Raw genomic sequence first — 19599 nt, 5'->3', positions numbered from 1 at the left:
CCGACACCCACCCACGGGAGCACACGTGCACTGCTGGACCGAGCTGGGCCAGGTCCCGCCCGGCTTCGGGCCGTCGGTCGTCACGATCGGCAACTTCGACGGGGTTCACCTGGGCCACCGACAGGTGCTGACGCGCATGGTCGCCGACGCCCGGGCCGCCGGCACCCGCGCGGTCGCCATGACGTTCGACCCGCACCCGCTGCGGCTGCACCGGCCCGACCGGGCGCCGGAGCTCATCACCGGCATCCGCGACCGCCTCGAGCTGCTGGCCGAGACGGGCCTGGACGCGGTGCTCGTGCAGCCGTACACGTGGGAGTTCGCCCACCAGTCGCCCGCGGAGTTCGTGCGCCGCTACCTCGTCGACGGGCTGCGCGCGGCCACCGTGGTCGTCGGCCACGACGTCCGGTTCGGCTGGCAGAACACCGGCGACCTGTCCACGATGGTCGAGCTGGGCGCCGAGCACGGCTTCACGGTCGAGGTCATCGACGACGTCAGCACCCCGGGCGCGCATCGCCGCTGGTCGTCGACGTGGGTGCGAGAGCTGCTGGCGGCCGGCGACGTGGCCGGCGCGGCGGAGATCCTCGGCCGGCCGCACCGGCTGCGCGGCCGCGTCGTCCGCGGCGACCAGCGCGGACGTGACCTCGGCTTCCCAACGGCCAACCTCGCGCCCGACAGCGACGGCATGGTCCCCGCCGACGGTGTATACGCCGGCTGGCTGACCCGCACCGCCGGCCGCGACCCGGCCCCGTCGGAGCTGATGCCGGCGGCGGTCTCCATCGGCACCAACCCCACCTTCGACGGCGCCACCCGCCGGGTCGAGGCCTACGTCATCGGCCGCACCGACCTCGAGCTCTACGACGACGAGGTCCTGCTCCAGCTGGTGGAGCGGCTGCGCCCGACCCTCAGGTTCGACTCCGTCGACGAGCTCGTCGACACCATGCACGACGACGTCGCCAAGGCCCGCGTCGTCCTCGGCGTCTAGGCCGTGCCGGTGGTGAACCGGATGCCGGTGGTGATCAGCAGCGAGCCGTCCGGCCGGCGAGCACCGGCGAGGGCGTCGGCCACGTCGTCGCGGGCCGCGGGCAGGTCGGCCGGCGCGATGCGTTCCAGCGCGCCGCGATAGCCGACCGACCAGGCCCACGCCCACCACTGCCGCACGTCACGGAAGGTGATCGGAACGGCGACGTCCTCGACGGCGACGTCGTCGAACCCGGTGCCCCGGACGAGCGCGGCGAGTGCCGCGGCGTCGTCGAATACGTCGGGGCGGTCCGGTCCGAGTCCGGCGCGCCGGCGCAGCCGGGCACGGGCGTCCTTCGCGTGCGGATCCGGGAGCCCGTACGTGCTGACGGCGAGCCGGCCACCGGACACCAGCAGGCGACGGTACGCGCGCAGCGCCATGCCGGCGTCGGGCACGAGGAACAGCATGAACCCGCCGAGGACGGCGTCGAAGCTCGCGGGCGCGAAACCCGGCGCGGCGGCGTCGCCCACCCGCACGCTCGCCTGGGCGATCCCGCGCTCGCGAAGGTCGTCCGCGGTGAGCCCGACCATGGTGGGGGAGAGGTCGACGCCCACGACCTGCCCGGACGGCCCGACAGCTGCCGCGGCCGGGATGAGCACGTCGCCGCGGCCGGTGCCGACGTCGAGGACGCGGTCGCCGTCGCGCAGTCCGGCCCGCGCGACCAGCTCGCGGCCCAGCGGGCCGAAGAACTCCACGCCGGTACGCTCGTAGTGGGTCGCTGCCCGATCCCAGATGCTGCCGGTCATGGCGCAGGACCGTAGCACCGCGTCGTGGCCGGCGATTCGGCCTGGACGGGCGCACGCTGGTATCCTTGGCGCCGCCGTCATAACGGCCGCGGTTCCAGAGTGCTCCGGTGGACATGCCCGGTTGCGCCGCGCAACGAGATACAGACAAGGAGTCCCGTGCCGACCGACACGAAGACCCGCCAGGAAGTCATGGCTGAGCACGCTCGCACTGAGGGCGACACGGGCTCGCCGGAGGTGCAGGTCGCGCTGCTCACCCAGCGCATCAACCACCTCACCGAGCACCTCAAGGTGCACAAGCACGACCACCACAGCCGCCGGGGGCTGCTGCTGCTGGTCGGGCGCCGCCGTCGGCTGCTCAAGTACCTGCAGCGGATCGACATCGCACGTTACCGTGCGCTGATCGAGAAGCTCGGTCTGCGTCGTTGAGCTGACACGAGGGGAGCGGTCCCCGTCCGGGAGCCGCTCCCCTCAGTTCTGCTCGGACAACTGAACACACGACCAACCCGATCAGGGTGGCCGGCTTGAACGCAGCAGGCCGGTCCTCGGTTGTGGCTCTCGGGCCCCGGCGGGCATCCGCCGGGCGAGTCCGCGGGCTTCCATCGAAGACCGGTGCGTACGTGATCTCATTCGAGCGGCCTCCCGTGATTTCCAGGAGGACGACCCATGACGGGTCCTGCGATCCACACCGCCGAAGCCGTGATCGACAACGGCAAGTACGGCACCCACACCATCCGCTTCGAGACCGGCCAGCTGGCACAGCAGGCCGCCGGTTCCGTCGTCGTCTACCTCGACGACGAGACGATGCTGCTGTCGGCCACCACGGTCTCCAAGCAGCCCAAGGAACACCTCGACTTCTTCCCGCTGACCGTCGACGTCGAAGAGCGCATGTACGCCGCGGGACGCATTCCCGGCTCGTTCTTCCGCCGCGAGGGCCGGCCCAGCGAAGAGGCCATCCTCACCTGCCGGCTGACCGACCGCCCGCTGCGCCCGACGTTCGCCAAGGGTCTACGCAACGAGGTCCAGGTCGTCATGACGGTCATGTCGTTGCACCCCGATCACCTCTACGACGTCGTGGCCATCAACGCAGCGTCCGCATCGACCCAGCTGTCCGGGCTGCCGTTCTCGGGCCCGATCGGCGCGGTGCGGGTCGCCCTGATCGACGACCAATGGGTCGGCTTCCCGAACCACTCCCAACTTTCCGAGGCCGTGTTCGACATGGTCGTGGCCGGCCGGGTGCTCCCCGACGGCGACGTCGCCATCATGATGGTCGAGGCCGAGTCGACCGCCGAGACCTGGGACCTGGTGCAGGCCGGGCGCACCGCGCCGACCGAGGAGGTCGTGGCCGCCGGGCTAGAGGCGTCCAAGCCGTTCGTCACCGCCCTCGCGACGGCGCAGCGTCAGCTCGCCGACGCCATTTTGGAAGATGGAGTCAAGGAGCCCGCTGAATTTCCGATCTTCCTGGACTACACCGACGAGATCTACGCCGCCGTCGAGGCCGCCAGCCGCGACGAGCTCGCCAAGGCGCTGACCATCGCCGCCAAGGCCGAGCGTGAGACTCGCCTCGACGAGATCAAGGCCGATGTCAAGGCCCGGCTCGCCGAGCAGTTCGAAGGTAGCGAGAAGGACGTCAGCGCGGCATTCCGCTCGCTCACCAAGGCGCTGGTCCGCGAGCGCGTGCTGCGCGACCAGGTCCGTATCGACGGCCGCGGCCTCACCGACATCCGGACGCTGTCCGCCGAGGTCGGCCCGGTCCCGCGGGCGCACGGCTCGGCGCTGTTCGAGCGCGGCGAGACCCAGATCCTCGGCGTCAGCACGCTGAACATGCTCAGCATGGAGCAGAAGCTCGACACGCTCGCGCCCGAGAAGTCCAAGCGCTACATGCACAACTACAACTTCCCGCCGTACTCGACCGGCGAGACCGGCCGGGTCGGGTCGCCCAAGCGGCGCGAGATCGGTCACGGCGCGCTGGCCGAGCGGGCCCTGCTGCCGGTCCTGCCGGCCCGCGAGGAGTTCCCCTACGCCATCCGGCAGGTGTCCGAGGCGCTGGGCTCCAACGGCTCGACGTCCATGGGCTCGGTGTGTGCGTCGACGATGTCGCTGCTCAACGCCGGTGTGCCGCTGCGTGCCCCGGTGGCGGGCATCGCCATGGGGCTCATCTCCGGTGAGGTCGACGGCGAGACCCGGTACGTCACGCTGACCGACATCCTCGGTGCCGAGGACGCGTTCGGCGACATGGACTTCAAGGTCGCCGGCACGCGCGAGTTCGTCACGGCGCTGCAGTTGGACACCAAGCTCGACGGCATCCCGGCGTCCGTGCTGGCGGCCGCGTTGCAGCAGGCCCGCGACGCCCGGCTGACCATCCTCGACGTCATGTCCGAGGCCATCTCCGTGCCGGACGAGATGAGCCCGTACGCGCCGCGGATCATCTCCATCAAGATCCCGGTCGACCAGATCGGCGCGGTGATCGGCCCCAAGGGGAAGGTCATCAACCAGATCCAGGACGACACCGGCGCCGAGATCGCCATCGAGGACGACGGCACCATCTTCATCGGCGCGGCCGACGGCCCGTCCGCCGAGGCGGCGCGGACCCAGATCAACGCCATCGCGAACCCGACGATGCCGGAGGTCGGCGAGCGTTACCTCGGCACCGTCGTGAAGACGACCAGTTTCGGCGCGTTCGTCTCGCTGCTGCCGGGCAAGGACGGCCTGGTGCACATCTCCAAGCTGCGCGCCCTGGCCGGAGGCAAGCGGGTCGAGAGCGTCGACGACGTCGTCTCCGTCGGGCAGAAGATCCAGGTCGAGATCACCGAGATCGACGACCGCGGCAAGCTCGCGTTGACCCCCGTCGTCGAGGAGGGGTCGGCCGATGCCACCGAGGCTGTCAACGTCTGACGGCCGCGTGACCACGCCGTCCACGCGGACTCTCCTGGGGGAGGAGGAAGGCGGGCTCGTCCGCCGCACCGTCCTCCCCGGAGGCCTGCGCATCGTCACCGAGGCGGTGCCCACCGTGCGCTCGGTGTCGTTCGGCATCTGGGTGGGCGTCGGCTCGGTCGAAGAGGACGTCGCCGAAGCCGGCGCCACCCACTACCTGGAGCACCTGCTGTTCAAGGGCACGCCGAATCGCTCGGCCCTGGACATCTCGGCGGCCGTGGAGTCCGTCGGCGGTGAGATCAACGCCTTCACCGCCAAGGAGTTCACCTGCTACTACGCGCGGGTGCTCGACGCCGACCTCCCGCTTGCCGTCGACGTCGTCGCCGACATGGTGACCTCGTCGCTGATCGCTCCCGGCGACGTCGAGAGCGAGCGTGAGGTGGTGCTCGAAGAGATCGCGATGCGCGACGACGATCCCTCCGACGCCGTCCACGACCTGCTGGCCAGCCGGATGTGGGGCGACAGCCCGCTCGGCCGGTCCATCCTGGGCAGCGTCGAGAGCATCACCGGCATGACCCGCGACACCGTCAACGCGTACTACCGGCGGCACTACCTGGCCCGCAACATGGTCGTCGCGGCCGCCGGCAACCTCCGCCACGACGACGTCGTCGCCCTGGTCGAGAAGGCGTTCGCGGCGGCCGGATACCTCGACTCCTCCGACGCGCCGGCCGCGCCGCGCACCGGCGGCGACGCGCCGGGCACGGGCCGCGGCGTCACGCTGCTGCAGCGTCCCACCGAGCAGGCCAACGTCGTGCTCGCGGTGCCTGGCCTGGCCCGCAACGACGAGCGCCGCTTCGCCCTTGGCGTGCTCAACGCCGCGCTCGGCGGCGGCATGTCGTCGCGGCTGTTCCAGGAGGTCCGCGAGCGGCGCGGGCTGGCGTACTCGGTGTACTCCTACGCCGCCCAGCACGCCGCTGCCGGTCTGCTCGGCGTGTACGTCGGATGCCAGCCGAAGAAGGTCGACCAGGTGCTCGAGCTGTGCCGGACCGTGCTGGCCGAGGTGGTCCGCGGCGGCATCACCGCCGAGGAGCTCGAACGCGGCAAGGGCCAGGCCCGCGGCGGCCTGGTGCTCGGGCTGGAGGACACCAGCGCCCGGATGAGCCGGCTGGCCAAGGCCGAGCTGGTCTACGACGAGCTGCCCAGCGTCGACGAACTGATCGCCAGGGTCGACCGCGTCACCATGGACGACGTCGCCGCGCTGGCCCAGGCGCTGCTGCCGGCCTCGCCGACGCTCGCCGTCGTCGGCCCGTTCGACGAGGCCGCCCGGTTCGAAGCCGCTCTGGCCTGAGCGTTGTCGGTTCTGCCGCCTCCGTGGACAACCTGCGCAAGCGGGACTCGGCCGAGGTGGCGTTCTTGATGGGGATGGTCGAGGAGGCCGTCCAGACGCGGTTGCTGCGGCCCGAGCACCGGTGGCGGCTGCACGTGGCCGGCCGGACGGACCTGCTGCTGGACTCCACCCGCGACATCCTGACCGCCGCGGTCGCGGCGACGGCGGGCCGGATCGACGGGCCGGAGCTCACGGTCGCCATCGGCTACGACGGCCGCCCGGAGCCCGACCTCGTCATCCGCACCAGCGGGGAGCGGCGGCTGTCGGGCTTCCTGCTCTGGCAGTCCGTCCAGTCGGAGCTGTACTTCTGCGACGTCTACTGGCCCGGGTTCGGCCAGGCCGACTTCCTCCGCGCGCTGCGCGCCTTCAGCCACCGGCGCCGGGCCCCCGCGGTGCGCTGACTCAGAACGGTGGTGGGTCGTCGGGGCAAGGTGGGGGTTTCAGGGTGGGGCCGATGGGTTCGGGCCGCTTGAGGTAGCGGTGGCCGGTCGGGCTGGCCCAGATGGTGGCCCCGTCGGGTATCACGCTGATGTGCCAGCCGCCGCGGTGTTTGAGCAGATGATGTTGCCGGCACAGCGGTTGGCAGTTGCACGCGCTGGTCGGTCCGCCGTCGGCGTGGGCGATGCGGTGGTCGATGTCGCAGCGGATCGCCGGGCGGTGACACCCAGGCGTCCGGCAGGTGCGATCGCGGAGAATGACGTGGTCGATGAGCGCCTGGGTGGGCCGGTAGGTGGTGGTGCCGTGGTTGAGGTAGCGGCCCGTGGCCGGTTCGGTGCCGACCCATCGCCATATCCCGCCCGCGGAAAGGTGCCGCGCGACGTGGGCCGGGATCGGCCCGTAGCCGAGCAGATCGGCGGGCTGGTCGTCCAGCCCGATCAGGGCGGTGAACGGGACGGTGACCTGCACGGTGACCGGCCGGCCGTGCGCGGCCGCGAGCGGGACCGGCGCCGGGATCGCGTCGCTGCCGTCAGTGGCGTGGCCGCGGTGACCGGGGCTCGTGCAAGTGCAGGGGCAACCGGGCCGGTGGGTGGTGGTGGCGTGGCCGGTTCCACCGATGCGGCCGGTGGTCAGTCCGGTCCAAGCCAGGGCAGCGAGGGCGTCGGCGCGGCGCTGCGCGGCGGTACGTGGCGCCTGCCCGGTGGTGGCGTCGTCGCGTTTGAGGGTGCGTGCGGCGGCGTCCAGGACTGTGTGCACCGCGACCGCGTCCTCGGCGGGCAGGAATGCCTCCAGGTAGGCCATCCCGTCGTCGGCGGGGGTGACGGTCACGTCGCGGCGTTCCCTCGCGTTCTGGCAGCGCTGCTCGGTCGTGACCGGGGCGAGCTCGTGCAACAGTTCCTTGATGCGGCGGCGCAGCACGACGGTGTCCATGGCCGGCGCGGCTGGGAGGACGGCTGCCTCGACCCGGGCCCGTATGGCCGGGTCCTGGCCACCCAACTCGCCGGTGATCACTTTCACGCGGCGTTCGTCGATCAATCCGGCGTGGAGTGCCCCGTGGGTGGCGGGGAAATCCTCGGTGAGTTGGACGGCGTGCCCGACCAGGTTCTCGGCCTGCCGGGTCGTCGTGACCGTGCGGGCAGCCACCTCCAGGGCGGTGTTGGTGATCGGGTTCACCGACCGGTAGCCGGTGTCAGCCGGGCGCAGTTCCGGCCGCGACGCCAGCTCGGCCAGCACCCGCGCCTGTTCGGCCTGCGCCCACGAGATCAACCGTGCCCACCCGGCGGCGGCCTCCACCACCTCGTACGCTGACACCGCTGGGACATCGAGACCGGCCAGCACGGCCGCCAAGCCGGGACCGGTCGGCACCCCCTCCACAGGCAGCGGCTCGCCGGCGGCGTCGCGGACACCGTCGTCCAGCAGGGTGGTCAGATCGTCGTCGATCAGCCCATCGGGCAGCACCTGCACCCGATCGGTGTCGTCGGGAAGCTCCCACGGATCAAACGTGACCCACACACCGGTGCGCGGGTCACGAGAAACCCACGAATCAGCACTCAGATCACCTTTCTCGAACATGTGAACTATTCTATCCGCACCCACCGACAACGTCCGGCGCGACCGATGGAACAGCGACTCGGCGAACCGGCCCCGCGGGTGGGCGGCGACCCCGCGACGATCAGTGGGCGATGGAACGGTCACGGGTTGTGGAGCTCCGCGTGCAGACGGCGGCCGTGCCGGACGACCTCGTCGGCGAGCGTCTCGACGTGGTTGGCCTCGGTGCGGTAGCTGATCAGGCACGCGCGGATGGCGTACCGGCCGCCGACGACGGCGTTGGACGGGTAGACGTGCCCGGCGCGCTGGACGGCGTAGAGGATCCGCTCGTTCAGCTCGTCGACATAGTCCGCAACGGCGGGATCGGACAGCGACGATCGCAGCGCCGGCGGCACGTAGCGGAAGCAGACGATCGACAGCTCGGGGTCGGCCAGCGGCTCCAGCTCGTCGTGGGCCGTCACCAGGTGGTGCAGCCAGCGGGCGATGTCGACGTCGTGGCGGATGCGCCGGGAGTAGGCGTCCCAGCCGTGCGCGAGCAGCGACACCCACACCGGCAGCGCGTCGAACGGCCGGGTGAATTGGGGCGTCCACTGGTACCGCAGCACCATGTCGCTCTCGACCTCGGCGTCGAGCTTGGTGTAGTCCGGTTGCAGGGTGAACGCCGCGACGTGCCGGGCCGGGTCGCGGAACAGCACGACACTGGCCGAGATGGGCATGTTCATCCACTTGTGCGGGTCGCAGGTGACGGAGTCGGCCCGCTCGATGCCGGCGAAGAGCGGGCGCAGCTCGTCGACCATCGCCGCCGGTCCGCCGTACGCGGCGTCGACGTGGAACCAGCAGCCGTACCGCTGCGCGATCTCGGCCAGCGCGGACAGCGGGTCGATGGCGCCCAGCTCCGTGGTCCCGGCCGTGCCGACCACGCACAGCGGCTTGACGCCGTCGGCGAGGTCGCGCTCGATAGCCGCCGACACCGCGTCCGGCCGCACCCGCAGCCGGTCGTCGGTGGCGATGCGCCGTACCGCCGCCGTCCCGAGCCCGAGCAGGTCGGCGGCGCGGTCGACCGTCTCGTGCACGTCGTCGGAGGCGTAGACGGCCAGCGGCGGCCCGGCCGCGACCCCGTCGCGGCGCACGTCCCAGCCGGCCAGGGCGTCGCGGGCGACGGCGAGGGCCATGAGGTTGGCGGTCGCGCCGCCGGTGACGAACGCGCCGGAGGCCTGCGGCGGCAGCCCCAGCCGCTCCGCGAACCAGGCGAGCACGTGGTTCTCGATCTCCGTGGCGGCCGGGCCCAGCGGCCAGCCGCCGAGGTTCTGGTTGATGCCCGCGGCCAGCAGCGAGGCCGGCGCGCCCGGAACGGTGCCGGCGCCGCTGATGAACGCCATGAAGCCGCCGTGCCCGGTCTGCGTCCCGTGGTTGAACACGACGTCGCGCAGATGGGTGAGGATCTCGTCGTCGCCGGCGGGCTTGTCGGGCACGTCGCGGTCGAGGACGGCCGCGCGCGTCTGCGCGGGCGTGTGCGGGTGCATGACCGGCAGGTCGGGGAGCCGGCGCAGGTACTCGGCCCACAGCTCCATGGTGGCCCGGCCGAACTCCGTCGCCCGCTCGCTCGACCAGTCCAGGTCGGTCAGAGGTTCGGGTCGCTGCATGGCGCGACGTTACACCGGCCAGCGTGTGATCGGCCGGGTGAGCGGAAGAGGCCTCTAGTCAGGCTCAGACGCCGGGGTATCCGTGCTGGCGCCAGGCCTCGTAGACGGCGACGGCCGCGGAGTTGGACAGGTTGAGCGAGCGTCGGCCGGGCAGCATCGGGATGCGCACCCGCTCGGTGACGGTGGGATCGTCCAGCACCTCGTCGGGCAGGCCGGTCGGTTCGGTGCCGAACAGCAGCACGTCGCCGGGCCGGTAGGCGATGTCGCTGTGCCGGACGGTGCCGCTCGTGGCGAACGCGTAGACCCGGGCCGGCAGCAGCGCCGCCCAGGCCGCGCCGAGGTCGTCGTGCACGGTGACGGTAGCCAGGTCGTGGTAGTCCAGGCCGGCGCGGCGCAGCTTGGCGTCGTGGAGGTCGAAGCCCAGCGGCCGGACCAGGTGCAGGTGGGCGCCGGTGGCCGCGACCATCCGGATCGCGTTGCCGGTGTTGGGCGGGATGCGCGGCTCGTGGAAGACGACGTGGAACACGCCTGCGAGCGTACGGCTCAGCTCCGGAACGTCCGGCGGTAACCCGACGGCGACACGCCCAGCGTGGCGCGCAAGTGCTGGCGCATCGAGGCGGACGTGCCGAAGCCGGAGCGGCGGGCGACCTCGTCGACGGCCAGGTCGGTCGCCTCCAGCAGGTGCCGGGCCCGGTCGACGCGCTGCTGGATCAGCCACTGGCCCGGGCTGACCCCGACCTCCTGCCGGAACCGCCGGGTGAACGTGCGCACGCTCATCGCCTGCCGGGAGGCGAGGTCGCGCAGTGTCAGCGGCCGCTCGAGGTTGGCCAGCGCCCAGTTGCGGGCCTCGGCGGTGCTGGGTGCGGCCGGCTCCGGCACCGGCAGGTCGACGTACTGGGCCTGGCCGCCGTCTCGCCACGGCGGTACGACGCAGCGCCGGGCCGCTCGGTTGGCCACCGCACTGCCGTGGTCGCGCCGCAGGATGTGCAGGCACAGGTCGATGCCCGCGGCCACCCCCGCGGACGTGAGGATGTCGCCGTCGTCGGTGTACAGCACGTCGGCGTCGAGCTTGACCTGCGGGAACAGCTCACGGAAGCGGTCGGTGCTGCGCCAGTGCGTGGTGGCCGGGCGGCCGTCGAGCAGGCCCGCCGCCGCCAGCGCGAACGCGCCGGTGCAGATGGACACCAGCCGGGTGCCGGGCCGGATGCGCTCGAACGCCGCGGCGAGGTCGTCGGGCAGTGCACCGTGCCGCGAGATGCTGGTGGTCTGGTACGAGGCGGGGACGACGACGGTGTCGGCGCGCTCCAGCGCCTCGGGGCCGTGCCGGACGACGACGTCGAAGTCGGCCTCGGTGCGCACCGTGCCGGGTGTGGTGGCCCAGGTGAGGACGTCATAGAGGCGCGAGCCGGTGCCGCCGCGGGCGATGCCGAAGATGCGTGCCGGGATGGAGAGCTCGAACGGGATGACGCCGGGGCGAGCGAGCACGGCGACGCGGTGGACCATGGCCAGATTCTTGCACAGCGTGGCACTCCGGCCACTGGCGATCGGCGAACCCGGTGCAACAGGATCGTCGAGTGACCCAGACAGTCCCTGATCGTCCCCTGCACGCGGGGCGTTTCCCGCGTATCCACCGGGCGTGGTGGGTGGCGCTGGTCGCGTTCGTCGCGCTGGTGGGCGCGGCCGCCTTCCGCGCGACGCCGAGCGTGATGATCGAGCCGTTCCACGACGAGTTCGGCTGGTCGCACGGCACCATCTCGTTCGCGATCTCGGTGAACATCATGCTCTACGGGCTGACATCACCATTCGCCGCCGCACTGATGGAGCGGTTCGGGATACGCCGGGTCGTGGCCGGTGCGTTGGCGCTGGTGTCGGCCGGCAGCGGGCTGACGGTGTTCATGTCCGCGAGCTGGCAGCTCGTGCTGTGCTGGGGCTTGCTGGTCGGCCTCGGGACGGGTTCGATGGCGCTGGCGTTCGTCGCGACGGTGACCGACCGGTGGTTCGTGGCGCGGCGCGGGCTGGTGTCGGGCATCCTCACGGCCGGCACGGCGACCGGCCAGCTGGTCTTCCTGCCGCTGCTGGCGGTCGTCGTCGAGGACCACGGCTGGCGCCCGGCGTCGCTGACGGTGTCGTGCGTCGCTATGGCGGCGGTGCCGCTGGTGGTGCTGCTGCTGCGCGACCGGCCCGAGGACGTGGGGACGACGGCGTACGGCGCGGCCGGGCCGCTGGCGCCCGCCGACCCCGTCCCGGCGACGGGCGCGGCCCGGCGGGCGACGACGGCACTGACCTCGGCGGCGCGCAGCGGCACGTTCTGGCTGCTGGCCGGGACGTTCGCGATCTGCGGCGCGTCGACCAACGGACTGGTGGGCACCCATTTCGTGCCGGCGGCGCACGACCACGGCATGCCGGTGACGACGGCGGCCGGCCTGCTCGCGGTGGTCGGCATCTTCGACCTGGTCGGCACGGTCGCTTCGGGCTGGCTGACCGACCGGTTCGACCCCCGGCTCCTGCTCGGCGTGTACTACGCGCTGCGGGGGTTGTCGCTGATGGTGTTGCCGCTGCTGCTGGCCGACCAGGTGCATCCGCCGATGCTGTTCTTCATCGTCTTCTACGGGCTGGACTGGGTGGCGACGGTTCCGCCGACCATCGCGCTGTGCCGGGAGCACTTCGGCGGCTCCGGGCCGATCGTGTTCGGCTGGGTGCTGGCGTCGCACCAGATCGGCGCGGCGATGGTGGCATTCGGCGCCGGGCTGACCCGCGACCACCTCGGCAGCTACGACCTGGCCTGGATCGGTGCCGGTGCCCTGTGCGCCATGGCGGCGGCGATGTCGCTGGCGATTCGGCGTGGCCCGGCGGCGGTGCGGTCACCCGGCTGAGCGAGTGGAGGCGGGCTTCGTGCACGGCCCCGCGGGGTGGGTCCGCGACCGCGACGCCGACGCGTCCGCGCGCACTGCCTCGGCGATGCGGCGCGTCGCGCGGCTGGCCCGCTGCCGGGCCGCCGGCCAGCTCAGGCCATGGCGCGCGGCCGCGGCGCTGCCGCCTGCCAGTCCCGGCGCTGGCGCGTAGATGTCGACGACGAGGGTGGCGTCCTCGGTAGTGATCACCCCACCGTCGACGGCCCAGGCGAGTAGCTCGATCAGCTCGAGATCGGCGGGGGAGTGGGGCGCGGCGGGCCGGCAGGGGCGCAGGTCCCGCGGCGCGGCCGGTGTCTCGTGCCGCTGGTGCGCCAGCTCGCCGACTGTGAGCCGCAGCGTGTCCATGGCGATGTTGGCGGCCACCTTCACCGGCCGGCGCTGCACCGGATAGGTCGCGACGACGGTCCACAACGCTGTGACCGCGGCGTGCTCCAAGCTGGCCCGGGAGTCGCGCCCGGTGTGGGTGGCCGCGATGCGGACGGCCTTGCCGAGCATCAGCTGGAACACCGTCCGCAGCGCGAGCCGGTCGCCGCCGTGGCCGAGGCGCAGCAGCGCCGCCAGGACGGCGTCGGGGCGGGCCCGGGTGGCTCGCTCGACGTCGGCCAGGCCCACGCATCCGGCCAGGCCCGCCTCGTGCCGTCCCCACGCCGCGACGGCGGCCAGGGTGGCCGGATCGGCACACAGGCGGGCCCATTCGGCATTGAGCTGCCCTACCAGGCTGGCATCGGTGCGGCGCGGTGTGGTCGGCGGCGCGGTCGCCGTGGCCGTGGCGTCTGCGGTGGACATGGTGGCTCCCTCCGGGGTGAGGCACCGTCCACGCTGGTCGGAGACGCTTGCCCGGAGTCTTGCCCGCGCGCTGCGGCCGCGGTGCCGGCGCTTGCCCGGTGATGGGCCGCCCAGAAACCGGAGAACACGATCCACGGCGGGTGCGGGGAGCAAGGGAGCCCTGGTATCAGGGCGTGGTGGCGGGCCGTCCCGATGCCCCTCGTGGCACGGACCTGCAGGTGGTGCCGGACCACTGGTACGAGAGACTGTGCGGCATGAGTCTGCGGGTTGCGGTGATCGGCGCTGCCGGTCGGATGGGTCAGCAGGTGTGCCGGGCGGTCGGCGAGGCCGACGACCTGGAGCTGGTTGGCCGGTTCGACGCCGGCGACGAGCTCGGCGACCTGGCCGGGGCCGAGGTGGCGGTCGACTTCACCGTGCCCGACGCGACGCTGGGCAATGTGCTGCACTGCGTCGCTCAGGGTGTGCACGCCGTCGTCGGCACCACGGGGTGGACCGACGAGTCGCTCAACCAGGTGCGCGCGGCGCTGGCCGTGCAGCCGGGGGTCGGCGTGATCATCGCGCCCAACTTCGCCATCGGCGCCGTGCTAACCATGCGCTTCGCCGCCCAGGCGGCCCGGTTCTACGAGTCGGTCGAGGTCATCGAGCTGCACCACCCGGACAAGGTCGACGCGCCGAGCGGCACGGCGATCCGGACGGCGCAGCTGATCGCGGCAGCCCGGCAGGAGGCAGGCACGCCCACTGCGCCCGACGCGACGAAGTCCGGGCTGGACGGCGCGCGAGGCGCGCGAGTCGACGGCGTGCCGGTCCACGCGGTCCGGTTGCGCGGCCTGGTCGCCCACGAGGAGGTCCTGCTGGGCGCGGTGGGTGAGACGCTGACCATCCGGCACGACTCGTTCGACCGCTCCTCGTTCATGTCGGGCGTCCTCACGGGCATTCGCGGGGTGGCGGGCCATCCGGGTCTGTCTGTCGGGCTCGAGGAGTACCTCGACCTGTGATCACCGCGCGACGTGACCGTGCCTGGGCCGTGGGCATGGCGGTCCTGGTGGGCGCGCTGCTGGTACTGGTGATCTGGCGCGGTGTGCTGCTGATCCGTTCCGGCTCGGCGGCCGGTGCGGCGATCGGCGTGGCGGTCGCGGTCATCGCGGTGCTCGGGGCGTGGGTGCTGTGGCGGTCAGTCCGGTTCGGCATGTGGATGCAGCGGCTGGCCCGCGAGCTGGAGAGCCAGGGCGGCCTGCCGGTCGACGAGCTGCCGCGCCGGCCGAGCGGGCGAGCCGATCGCGCGGCGGCGGACGAGCTCTTCGAACGGCGACGGGCCGAGGCCGAAGCCAGCCCGGACGACTGGCGGGTCTGGTTCCGGCTGGCCCTCGCCTACGACGATGCCGGTGACCGCGGCCGTGCCCGCCAAGCCGCCCGCAAGGCGATCGCCCTCTTCTGAATTGGGCTGCATGGCCTTCTCAGGCGGTCCGAAATCGGGAAGGGTAGGTGCGGAAACGGGGGGTGGGAGCCGAGAGACGGGTGATGGCCGTGCGGATGACGCGCCGGGCAGCAGTTGTTGGCCTCATCGGGACGCTGGCGGTGAGCGGAGCCGGGCTGGCGGGCGCGGCCGGTCCCGCCGCGGCCGATCACGTCAAGCCGTCCGAGCCGCCACCGAAGATGCCCGTGGCCACGGGCCACGGTGGTGCGGTCGCGACCGTCGACGCCGACGCGACCGCGGCCGGGCTGGAGATGCTGCGGCGAGGCGGCACCGCGGCCGACGCGGCGGTGGCCGCGGCCGCCGCGCTGGGCGTGACGGAGCCGTTCTCCTCCGGTATCGGCGGGGGAGGGTTCTTCGTCCACTACGACGCTCGTACCGGGAAGGTCGAGACGCTCGACGGCCGCGAGACGGCGCCGGCCAGCGCGACCGACCAGCTGTTCGTCGACCCTGATACGGAGGAGCCGCTGGGCTTCCTCGACGCCCGGGTGAGCGGGCTGTCGGTCGGCACGCCGGGCTCCCTCGCCACCTGGGAGGAGGCGCTGGAACGTTGGGGTCGGCACTCGCTGGCGCGCAACCTGCGGCCGGCCGTCGAGCTGGCCGAGGACGGGTTCGTCGTCGACGAGACGTTCCGGTCGCAGGTCGAGGCAAACATCGCCATCTTCGCCGACTTCCCGGCCACGGCCGAGCTGTACCTGCCTGGCGGAGCGCCGCCGGCCGTCGGCACCACCCTGACCAACCCGGATCTCGCCGACACCTACCGCGTCATCGCCCGGCACGGCGTCGACGTGTTCTACGAAGGACCGATCGCCGACGACATCGTCGCGACCGTGCAGGAGCCGCCCCTCGGCGACGACGCCACCCGGGTCGTCCGGCCCGGCGACCTCACCACCGACGACCTCGCCGGCTACGAGGTCGTCGAGCGGGACCCGACCATGGTCGAGTACCGGGGCCTGCAGGTCTACGGCATGCCGCCGCCGTCCTCGGGCGGGTCCACCGTGGGTGAGGCGCTGAACATCCTGGAGTCGTTCGACCTCGCGGCCATGGACGAGGCGACCGCGCTCCACCACTACCTCGAGGCGAGCGCGCTGGCCTTCGCCGATCGCAACCGTTACGTCGGCGACCCCGACGCCGTCGACGTGCCGCTGGAGGAGCTGCTGTCGCAGGGCTTCGCCGACGAGCGGGTCTGCCTGCTCGACTCCGCCGCCGCCGCTGTGAAGCCGGTCGCGCCGGGCATGCCCGATGGCGACTACGCCGGCTGCGCCCCAGCCGCCGCCGACGCGCACGCCGTCGACGATGCCGGCTCGACCACCCACCTCACCACGGCCGACCGCTGGGGCAACGTCGTCGCGTACACGCTGACCATCGAGCAGACCGGCGGCAGCGGCATCACCGTGCCCGGCCGCGGCTTCCTGCTCAACAACGAGCTGACCGACTTCAACTTCGTGCCGACGCAGGGCAGCGCGCCGGACCCGAACCTGCCCGGCCCGAACAAGCGGCCGCGCTCGTCGATGGCGCCCACCATCGTGCTCGACGACGGCGAGCCGTTCCTGGCCGTGGGCAGCCCGGGTGGCGCCACCATCATCGGGACCGTGCTGCAGACGCTGATCAACCGGATCGACCGCGGCATGGACCTGCCCGGCGCCATCGCGGCCGCCCGGCTCACGCAGCCCAACAGCCGCAACACGTCGGCCGAGCCCGCCATCACCGACGGGCTGCTCGGCGACGCCCTGGTGGGCTTCGGCCACACCCTCGTCCGGACGGCCGAGATCGGCGCCGCCACCGGCATCGAGGTCCTCGACCGCAAGCTGCTGCAGGCGGCCGCGGAGCCGGTCCGCCGCGGCGGCGGGAGCGCCGGGGTCCTGATTCCGCAGCGCTGGCCGCGTCCCTAGGTCAGCGCCCGCAGCACGGCCGTCGTCGCCGCGGCGACGACGATCACGACGATGAACGACTGCCGGAGCAGGAGGGCGACGACGGCGGCACCGACCCCTGCGAGCAGCCACGGGTCCACACCGAGCACGCCGCCGCCGTCGAACAGCTCGACGGCCACCAGTGCGGAGAGCATGGCCACCGGCAGCAGCAGGGCGACGCGGCGCACGTCCGGGCGCTCCAGGACCGAGGCCGGCAACGACATGCCGGCCAGCTTGAGCAAGTAGCAGCCCACCGAGGCGACGACGACGGCGACCCAGATCATCGTTGCCCACCTTCGGCCGTCGCTCCCCGGCGCGGAAACAGCCCGGTGACGACGGCGATCGGCGCGGCCGCCAGGACCGGCACGCCCGCCGGCACCAGCGGGATCAGTGCCGTCGCGACCAGTGCGCCTCCGGCGCCGACCCAGCGCGCCTCCGCGCTGCGCAGCCGCGGCCACACCAGCGCCAGGAACGACGCCGGCGCCATCGCGTCCAGGCCCAGGGTGGCGGGGTCGCCGATGGCGGAGCCGCCCAGCGCGCCGGCCAGGGTGCCGCAGTTCCACAGCAGGAAACCCATCACGCCGGTGGCCCAGAACGCGTACCGCTGCTCGGCCGGCACGTCGCGGCCCACCGCCATCGCCGTCGTCTCGTCGATGACCAGCTGAGCGGCGACCAGCCGCCGCGGGCCGGACCGGCCGCGCCGGCCCAGGATCCCGGCGATCGGCACGCCGTAGAACATGTTGCGCACGCCCAGCAGCAACGCCGTCGGGACGGCCGCCAGCCCGGCACCGCCGCCACCGATCACCCCGACGAGGGCGAACTGGGACGCGCCGCTGAACATCACCAGGCTGAGCACCATGGTCTGGGCGATGGTCAGCCCAGACGCCACCGAGACCGCGCCGAACGAGGCGCCGAACGCCCCGGCATACGCGGCGATGGCGGCCGCGTCGCGGCGGATCGGCGACCGCGAATCCTCACTCATCGAGCAGACAGTAGTCAAAGGCTCTGACACTGATGGAGTGCGGTTCCACATTCCGGACGGCCCCGCCGTCTAGGCTGAGTCCGTGCTGTTCCAGAAACGGTTCTGGCTGGGCATCGCCGACGGCTCGGTCACGCTCGCGTTCCGGCGCTGGGGGCGCCAGCAGGTCCTGCCCGGCCGGCCGTACCGGACCGCCGCCGGCATCATCGACGTCACCGACGTGACCGTGGTCGATCCCGCGACCATCTCCGACGACGACGCCCGCGCGGCCGGCCACCCCGACGCCGTCAGCCTCGTCGCCGACCTTCCGGGCGACCCGGCGAACCCGACGTACCGGATCGCGTTCCGCCGCGCCGCCGGCCCGGACCCGCGCGCCGAGCTCGCCGCCAGCGCCGAGCTGGACCCGGCCGAGATCGCGCGCATCACGACCCGGCTCGACCGGCTGGACCGCGCGTCCTCGTACGGAGCCTGGACCCGCGAGACGCTGCGGCTGGTCGAGGAGCACCCGGAACGCCGCGCCGGTGATCTCGCCGACATGGTCGGCCGCGAGCGGGCGCCGTTCAAGCTGGACGTGCGCAAGCTCAAGAACCTCGGCCTGACCGAGAGCTTCCCGGTGGGCTACCGGCTGTCGCCGCGCGGGCGCGCCTACCTCGATGCGACCCGGGACTGAACCCGTCAGCGACGCGGCTGGTCCGACGGCCCGACGTGGTCGTCCAGCCAGGCCTTGATCGGTCCCATCTCCCGCCAGGCGGTCGCGATGTGCTGGACGGCCGACGGCGTGTGCAGCCACTGCGGCGCACCGACCTCCTGCCAGGCGACCAGCGCCTTGTGCCGTAGCAGCTCGATCCGCGGATGGTCGTGGGAGTAACCGCGCGGGCGGGTCTTCAGCGCCTCGCCGCCGACGACATAGCCCTTCGCGCGCACGTCGTCGACCACCGTCACCAGCGCCGAGCCGCGGCGGTCGTCGTCGACGGCGGCCCGGAAGCGGTTCACCTGGTCCGGCGCCATCTGGTAGTAGCCGACCGCGACGAACAGCCCTGCGGCGCTGACGTGCACGTAATGGCCGCCGACGGAGACGCCCTGCTGCGTCTTGTAAGGGCTCTTGTCGTGGGAGAAGCGCACGTCGCGGTACGGCCGGAAGAAGCGGATCGAGCCGAACTCGGTGGTCAGCTCGTCGGCCAGGGCCCGCATGGGGTCGCGGACCGACTGCTCGTAGACGTCCTTGTGCGCGGCCCAGAACGACTTGGTGTTGTCGTTCTCGAGGTCCTCGTAGAAGTCGAGCGCCTCGACCGGGATACCGGCGAACGTCATGGCGCCTCCTCGGCCGGGTCGCTGGTCAGGTCGGTGTGCAGCCGCACCTGGCGCAGCGTGGTGGTGCCGTCGCCGGTGAGGTCGAGCGTGCGGTGTGCGGTGTCGGGCGCCCACCCGGCCGGCTCGAGGAAGCCGCGCAGTGCGTCGTCGCCGACGACCAGCCAGATGCGGCCGCGGGTGAACCCGTCGGCGCGCAACGTGTCGGCGACCGCGGCCATGAGCCGCGAGCCGTGGCCCTCACCGAGCGCCTCGGGGTCGATGTGGAACGCGACGACCTCGCCGTCGGTCGGGTGGGCATCGGGATCCTCGGACGGCGCGGTCGCGGCGAACCCGACGACCCGGCCCGCCTCGAGCGCCACCAACACCCGGTGCCGCGCCGTGGGCGGGCTGACGACGGCCCGACGCCAAGCCGCGCCGAACGCCGCCGCGTCGATGTCGTCGAGGACGGCGGCCGGCAGCAGCTCGGCGTAGGACCCGCGCCAGGCGCGAGCCTGGACCTCGCCGACCGCCTCGGTGTCGGCGGCCCAGGCGAGGCGGACACTGCGATCGGCGACGGGCTGCTCGGACACCCGGACAACT

At 72.7% G+C, this 19599-nt stretch carries 20 protein-coding genes; 10 read left to right on the top strand and 10 right to left on the bottom strand.

Going from position 1 to position 19599, the window contains the following annotated elements; genetic code table 11:
* Positions 1-25: 25 nt before the first annotated feature.
* Positions 26-982: a bifunctional riboflavin kinase/FAD synthetase gene (locus tag E1269_RS04825; protein ID WP_131891931.1), complete on the top strand. Its 957-nt coding sequence runs from the start codon at positions 26-28 to the stop codon at positions 980-982.
* Here the strand turns inward: E1269_RS04825 and E1269_RS04820 are convergent.
* Positions 979-1764, bottom strand: coding sequence for a class I SAM-dependent methyltransferase (locus E1269_RS04820; RefSeq protein WP_131891929.1), 786 nt, complete (start codon positions 1762-1764; stop codon positions 979-981). The two genes, E1269_RS04825 and E1269_RS04820, sit on opposite strands and share 4 nt — an antisense overlap.
* 156 nt (positions 1765-1920) lie before the next feature.
* Between E1269_RS04820 and rpsO the strand changes: the two genes are divergently transcribed.
* The 4 genes from rpsO (at position 1921) to E1269_RS04800 (ending at position 6423) form a co-directional block, all read left to right on the top strand.
* Positions 1921-2190 carry a 30S ribosomal protein S15 gene (rpsO, locus tag E1269_RS04815; RefSeq protein ID WP_131891927.1) on the top strand — a complete coding sequence of 90 codons (270 nt, stop codon included), beginning with the start codon at positions 1921-1923 and terminating at the stop codon, positions 2188-2190.
* Between the two features lie 237 nt (positions 2191-2427).
* Positions 2428-4656 carry a polyribonucleotide nucleotidyltransferase gene (locus E1269_RS04810; protein ID WP_131891925.1) on the top strand — a complete coding sequence of 743 codons (2229 nt, stop codon included), beginning with the start codon at positions 2428-2430 and terminating at the stop codon, positions 4654-4656.
* On the top strand, positions 4631-5983 hold the full coding sequence (locus E1269_RS04805) for a M16 family metallopeptidase (RefSeq protein ID WP_131891923.1): 1353 nt from the start codon (positions 4631-4633) through the stop codon (positions 5981-5983). Before E1269_RS04810 ends, E1269_RS04805 begins: the two co-directional genes overlap by 26 nt.
* A 23-nt stretch (positions 5984-6006) precedes the next feature.
* On the top strand, positions 6007-6423 hold the full coding sequence (locus tag E1269_RS04800) for an undecaprenyl diphosphate synthase family protein (protein ID WP_239000776.1): 417 nt from the start codon (positions 6007-6009) through the stop codon (positions 6421-6423).
* 1 nt (position 6424) lies between these two features.
* Here E1269_RS04800 and E1269_RS04795 read toward each other — a convergent pair whose 3' ends face one another.
* The 4 genes from E1269_RS04795 to E1269_RS04780 form a co-directional block, all read right to left on the bottom strand.
* The gene (locus E1269_RS04795) at positions 6425-8155 is read right to left on the bottom strand and encodes an HNH endonuclease signature motif containing protein (RefSeq protein ID WP_131891921.1); all 1731 of its coding nucleotides are present in this window, start codon (positions 8153-8155) and stop codon (positions 6425-6427) included.
* Entirely contained in the window at positions 8152-9651 is a 1500-nt protein-coding gene (locus E1269_RS04790) for a pyridoxal phosphate-dependent decarboxylase family protein (protein WP_131891919.1), read from the bottom strand. The genes E1269_RS04795 and E1269_RS04790 overlap by 4 nt, the downstream gene beginning before the upstream one ends.
* A 64-nt stretch (positions 9652-9715) precedes the next feature.
* Positions 9716-10177, bottom strand: coding sequence for a tRNA (cytidine(34)-2'-O)-methyltransferase (locus E1269_RS04785; RefSeq protein ID WP_131891917.1), 462 nt, complete (start codon positions 10175-10177; stop codon positions 9716-9718).
* Between the two features lie 17 nt (positions 10178-10194).
* On the bottom strand, positions 10195-11154 hold the full coding sequence (locus E1269_RS04780) for a GlxA family transcriptional regulator (protein ID WP_131891915.1): 960 nt from the start codon (positions 11152-11154) through the stop codon (positions 10195-10197).
* A gap of 71 nt (positions 11155-11225) precedes the next feature.
* On the opposite strand from E1269_RS04780, the gene E1269_RS04775 reads away from it, so the two are divergent.
* Positions 11226-12524 (top strand): MFS transporter, encoded by a 1299-nt coding sequence (locus E1269_RS04775; RefSeq protein WP_131891913.1) that lies wholly within the window; start codon positions 11226-11228, stop codon positions 12522-12524.
* Here E1269_RS04775 and E1269_RS04770 read toward each other — a convergent pair.
* Positions 12513-13349: a hypothetical protein gene (locus tag E1269_RS04770; protein WP_131891911.1), complete on the bottom strand. Its 837-nt coding sequence runs from the start codon at positions 13347-13349 to the stop codon at positions 12513-12515. The genes E1269_RS04775 and E1269_RS04770 overlap by 12 nt on opposite strands.
* A gap of 254 nt (positions 13350-13603) precedes the next feature.
* On the opposite strand from E1269_RS04770, the gene dapB reads away from it, so the two are divergent.
* The 3 genes from dapB to ggt all read left to right on the top strand — a co-directional run bounded on the left by dapB (position 13604) and on the right by ggt (position 16712).
* Entirely contained in the window at positions 13604-14344 is a 741-nt protein-coding gene (dapB, locus tag E1269_RS04765) for a 4-hydroxy-tetrahydrodipicolinate reductase (RefSeq protein WP_131891909.1), read from the top strand.
* A 35-nt stretch (positions 14345-14379) separates the two neighbouring features.
* Positions 14380-14784: a hypothetical protein gene (locus tag E1269_RS04760; protein ID WP_131892077.1), complete on the top strand. Its 405-nt coding sequence runs from the start codon at positions 14380-14382 to the stop codon at positions 14782-14784.
* 95 nt (positions 14785-14879) lie between these two features.
* Positions 14880-16712 carry a gamma-glutamyltransferase gene (gene ggt, locus E1269_RS04755; RefSeq protein WP_239000782.1) on the top strand — a complete coding sequence of 611 codons (1833 nt, stop codon included), beginning with the start codon at positions 14880-14882 and terminating at the stop codon, positions 16710-16712.
* On the opposite strand, the gene E1269_RS04750 is transcribed toward ggt, so the two are convergent.
* A complete protein-coding gene (locus E1269_RS04750) occupies positions 16709-17014 on the bottom strand; it encodes an AzlD domain-containing protein (protein WP_131891907.1) in 306 nt (101 codons plus the stop codon). The two genes, ggt and E1269_RS04750, sit on opposite strands and share 4 nt — an antisense overlap.
* Complete coding sequence (locus E1269_RS04745) at positions 17011-17712, bottom strand: AzlC family ABC transporter permease (protein WP_131891905.1); 702 nt, start codon at positions 17710-17712, stop codon at positions 17011-17013. Before E1269_RS04745 ends, E1269_RS04750 begins: the two co-directional genes overlap by 4 nt.
* An 82-nt stretch (positions 17713-17794) precedes the next feature.
* Here E1269_RS04745 and E1269_RS04740 point away from each other — a divergent pair, with 82 nt between their 5' ends.
* Entirely contained in the window at positions 17795-18379 is a 585-nt protein-coding gene (locus E1269_RS04740) for an ASCH domain-containing protein (protein ID WP_131891903.1), read from the top strand.
* Positions 18380-18384: 5 nt separating this feature from the next.
* On the opposite strand, the gene E1269_RS04735 is transcribed toward E1269_RS04740, so the two are convergent.
* Positions 18385-19020, bottom strand: coding sequence for a DUF2461 domain-containing protein (locus E1269_RS04735; RefSeq protein ID WP_131891901.1), 636 nt, complete (start codon positions 19018-19020; stop codon positions 18385-18387).
* Positions 19017-19589, bottom strand: a complete 573-nt coding sequence (locus tag E1269_RS04730; RefSeq protein ID WP_131891899.1) for a GNAT family N-acetyltransferase — start codon at positions 19587-19589, stop codon at positions 19017-19019. The genes E1269_RS04735 and E1269_RS04730 overlap by 4 nt, the downstream gene beginning before the upstream one ends.
* Positions 19590-19599 lie beyond the last annotated feature (10 nt).

The sequence above is a fragment of the Jiangella asiatica genome, from assembly GCF_004349065.1.
GTDB lineage: Bacteria > Actinomycetota > Actinomycetes > Jiangellales > Jiangellaceae > Jiangella > Jiangella asiatica.
Note: the sequence above shows the minus strand (reverse complement) of the source record. Positions and strands in the feature narration are given on the sequence as shown.

Bases quoted from the DNA above. Each gene is read 5' to 3' on its own strand.
- ggt (WP_239000782.1), top strand. From the start codon at position 14,880: ATGACGCGCCGGGCAGCAGTTGTTGGCCTCATCGGGACGCTGGCGGTG.
- E1269_RS04790 (WP_131891919.1), bottom strand. From the start codon at position 9,651: ATGCAGCGACCCGAACCTCTGACCGACCTGGACTGGTCGAGCGAGCGG.
- E1269_RS04745 (WP_131891905.1), bottom strand. From the start codon at position 17,712: ATGAGTGAGGATTCGCGGTCGCCGATCCGCCGCGACGCGGCCGCCATC.
- E1269_RS04805 (WP_131891923.1), top strand. From the start codon at position 4,631: ATGCCACCGAGGCTGTCAACGTCTGACGGCCGCGTGACCACGCCGTCC.
- E1269_RS04820 (WP_131891929.1), bottom strand. From the start codon at position 1,764: ATGACCGGCAGCATCTGGGATCGGGCAGCGACCCACTACGAGCGTACC.
- E1269_RS04810 (WP_131891925.1), top strand. From the start codon at position 2,428: ATGACGGGTCCTGCGATCCACACCGCCGAAGCCGTGATCGACAACGGC.
- E1269_RS04770 (WP_131891911.1), bottom strand. From the start codon at position 13,349: ATGTCCACCGCAGACGCCACGGCCACGGCGACCGCGCCGCCGACCACA.
- E1269_RS04760 (WP_131892077.1), top strand. From the start codon at position 14,380: ATGGCGGTCCTGGTGGGCGCGCTGCTGGTACTGGTGATCTGGCGCGGT.
- dapB (WP_131891909.1), top strand. From the start codon at position 13,604: ATGAGTCTGCGGGTTGCGGTGATCGGCGCTGCCGGTCGGATGGGTCAG.
- E1269_RS04780 (WP_131891915.1), bottom strand. From the start codon at position 11,154: ATGGTCCACCGCGTCGCCGTGCTCGCTCGCCCCGGCGTCATCCCGTTC.
- E1269_RS04735 (WP_131891901.1), bottom strand. From the start codon at position 19,020: ATGACGTTCGCCGGTATCCCGGTCGAGGCGCTCGACTTCTACGAGGAC.
- E1269_RS04750 (WP_131891907.1), bottom strand. From the start codon at position 17,014: ATGATCTGGGTCGCCGTCGTCGTCGCCTCGGTGGGCTGCTACTTGCTC.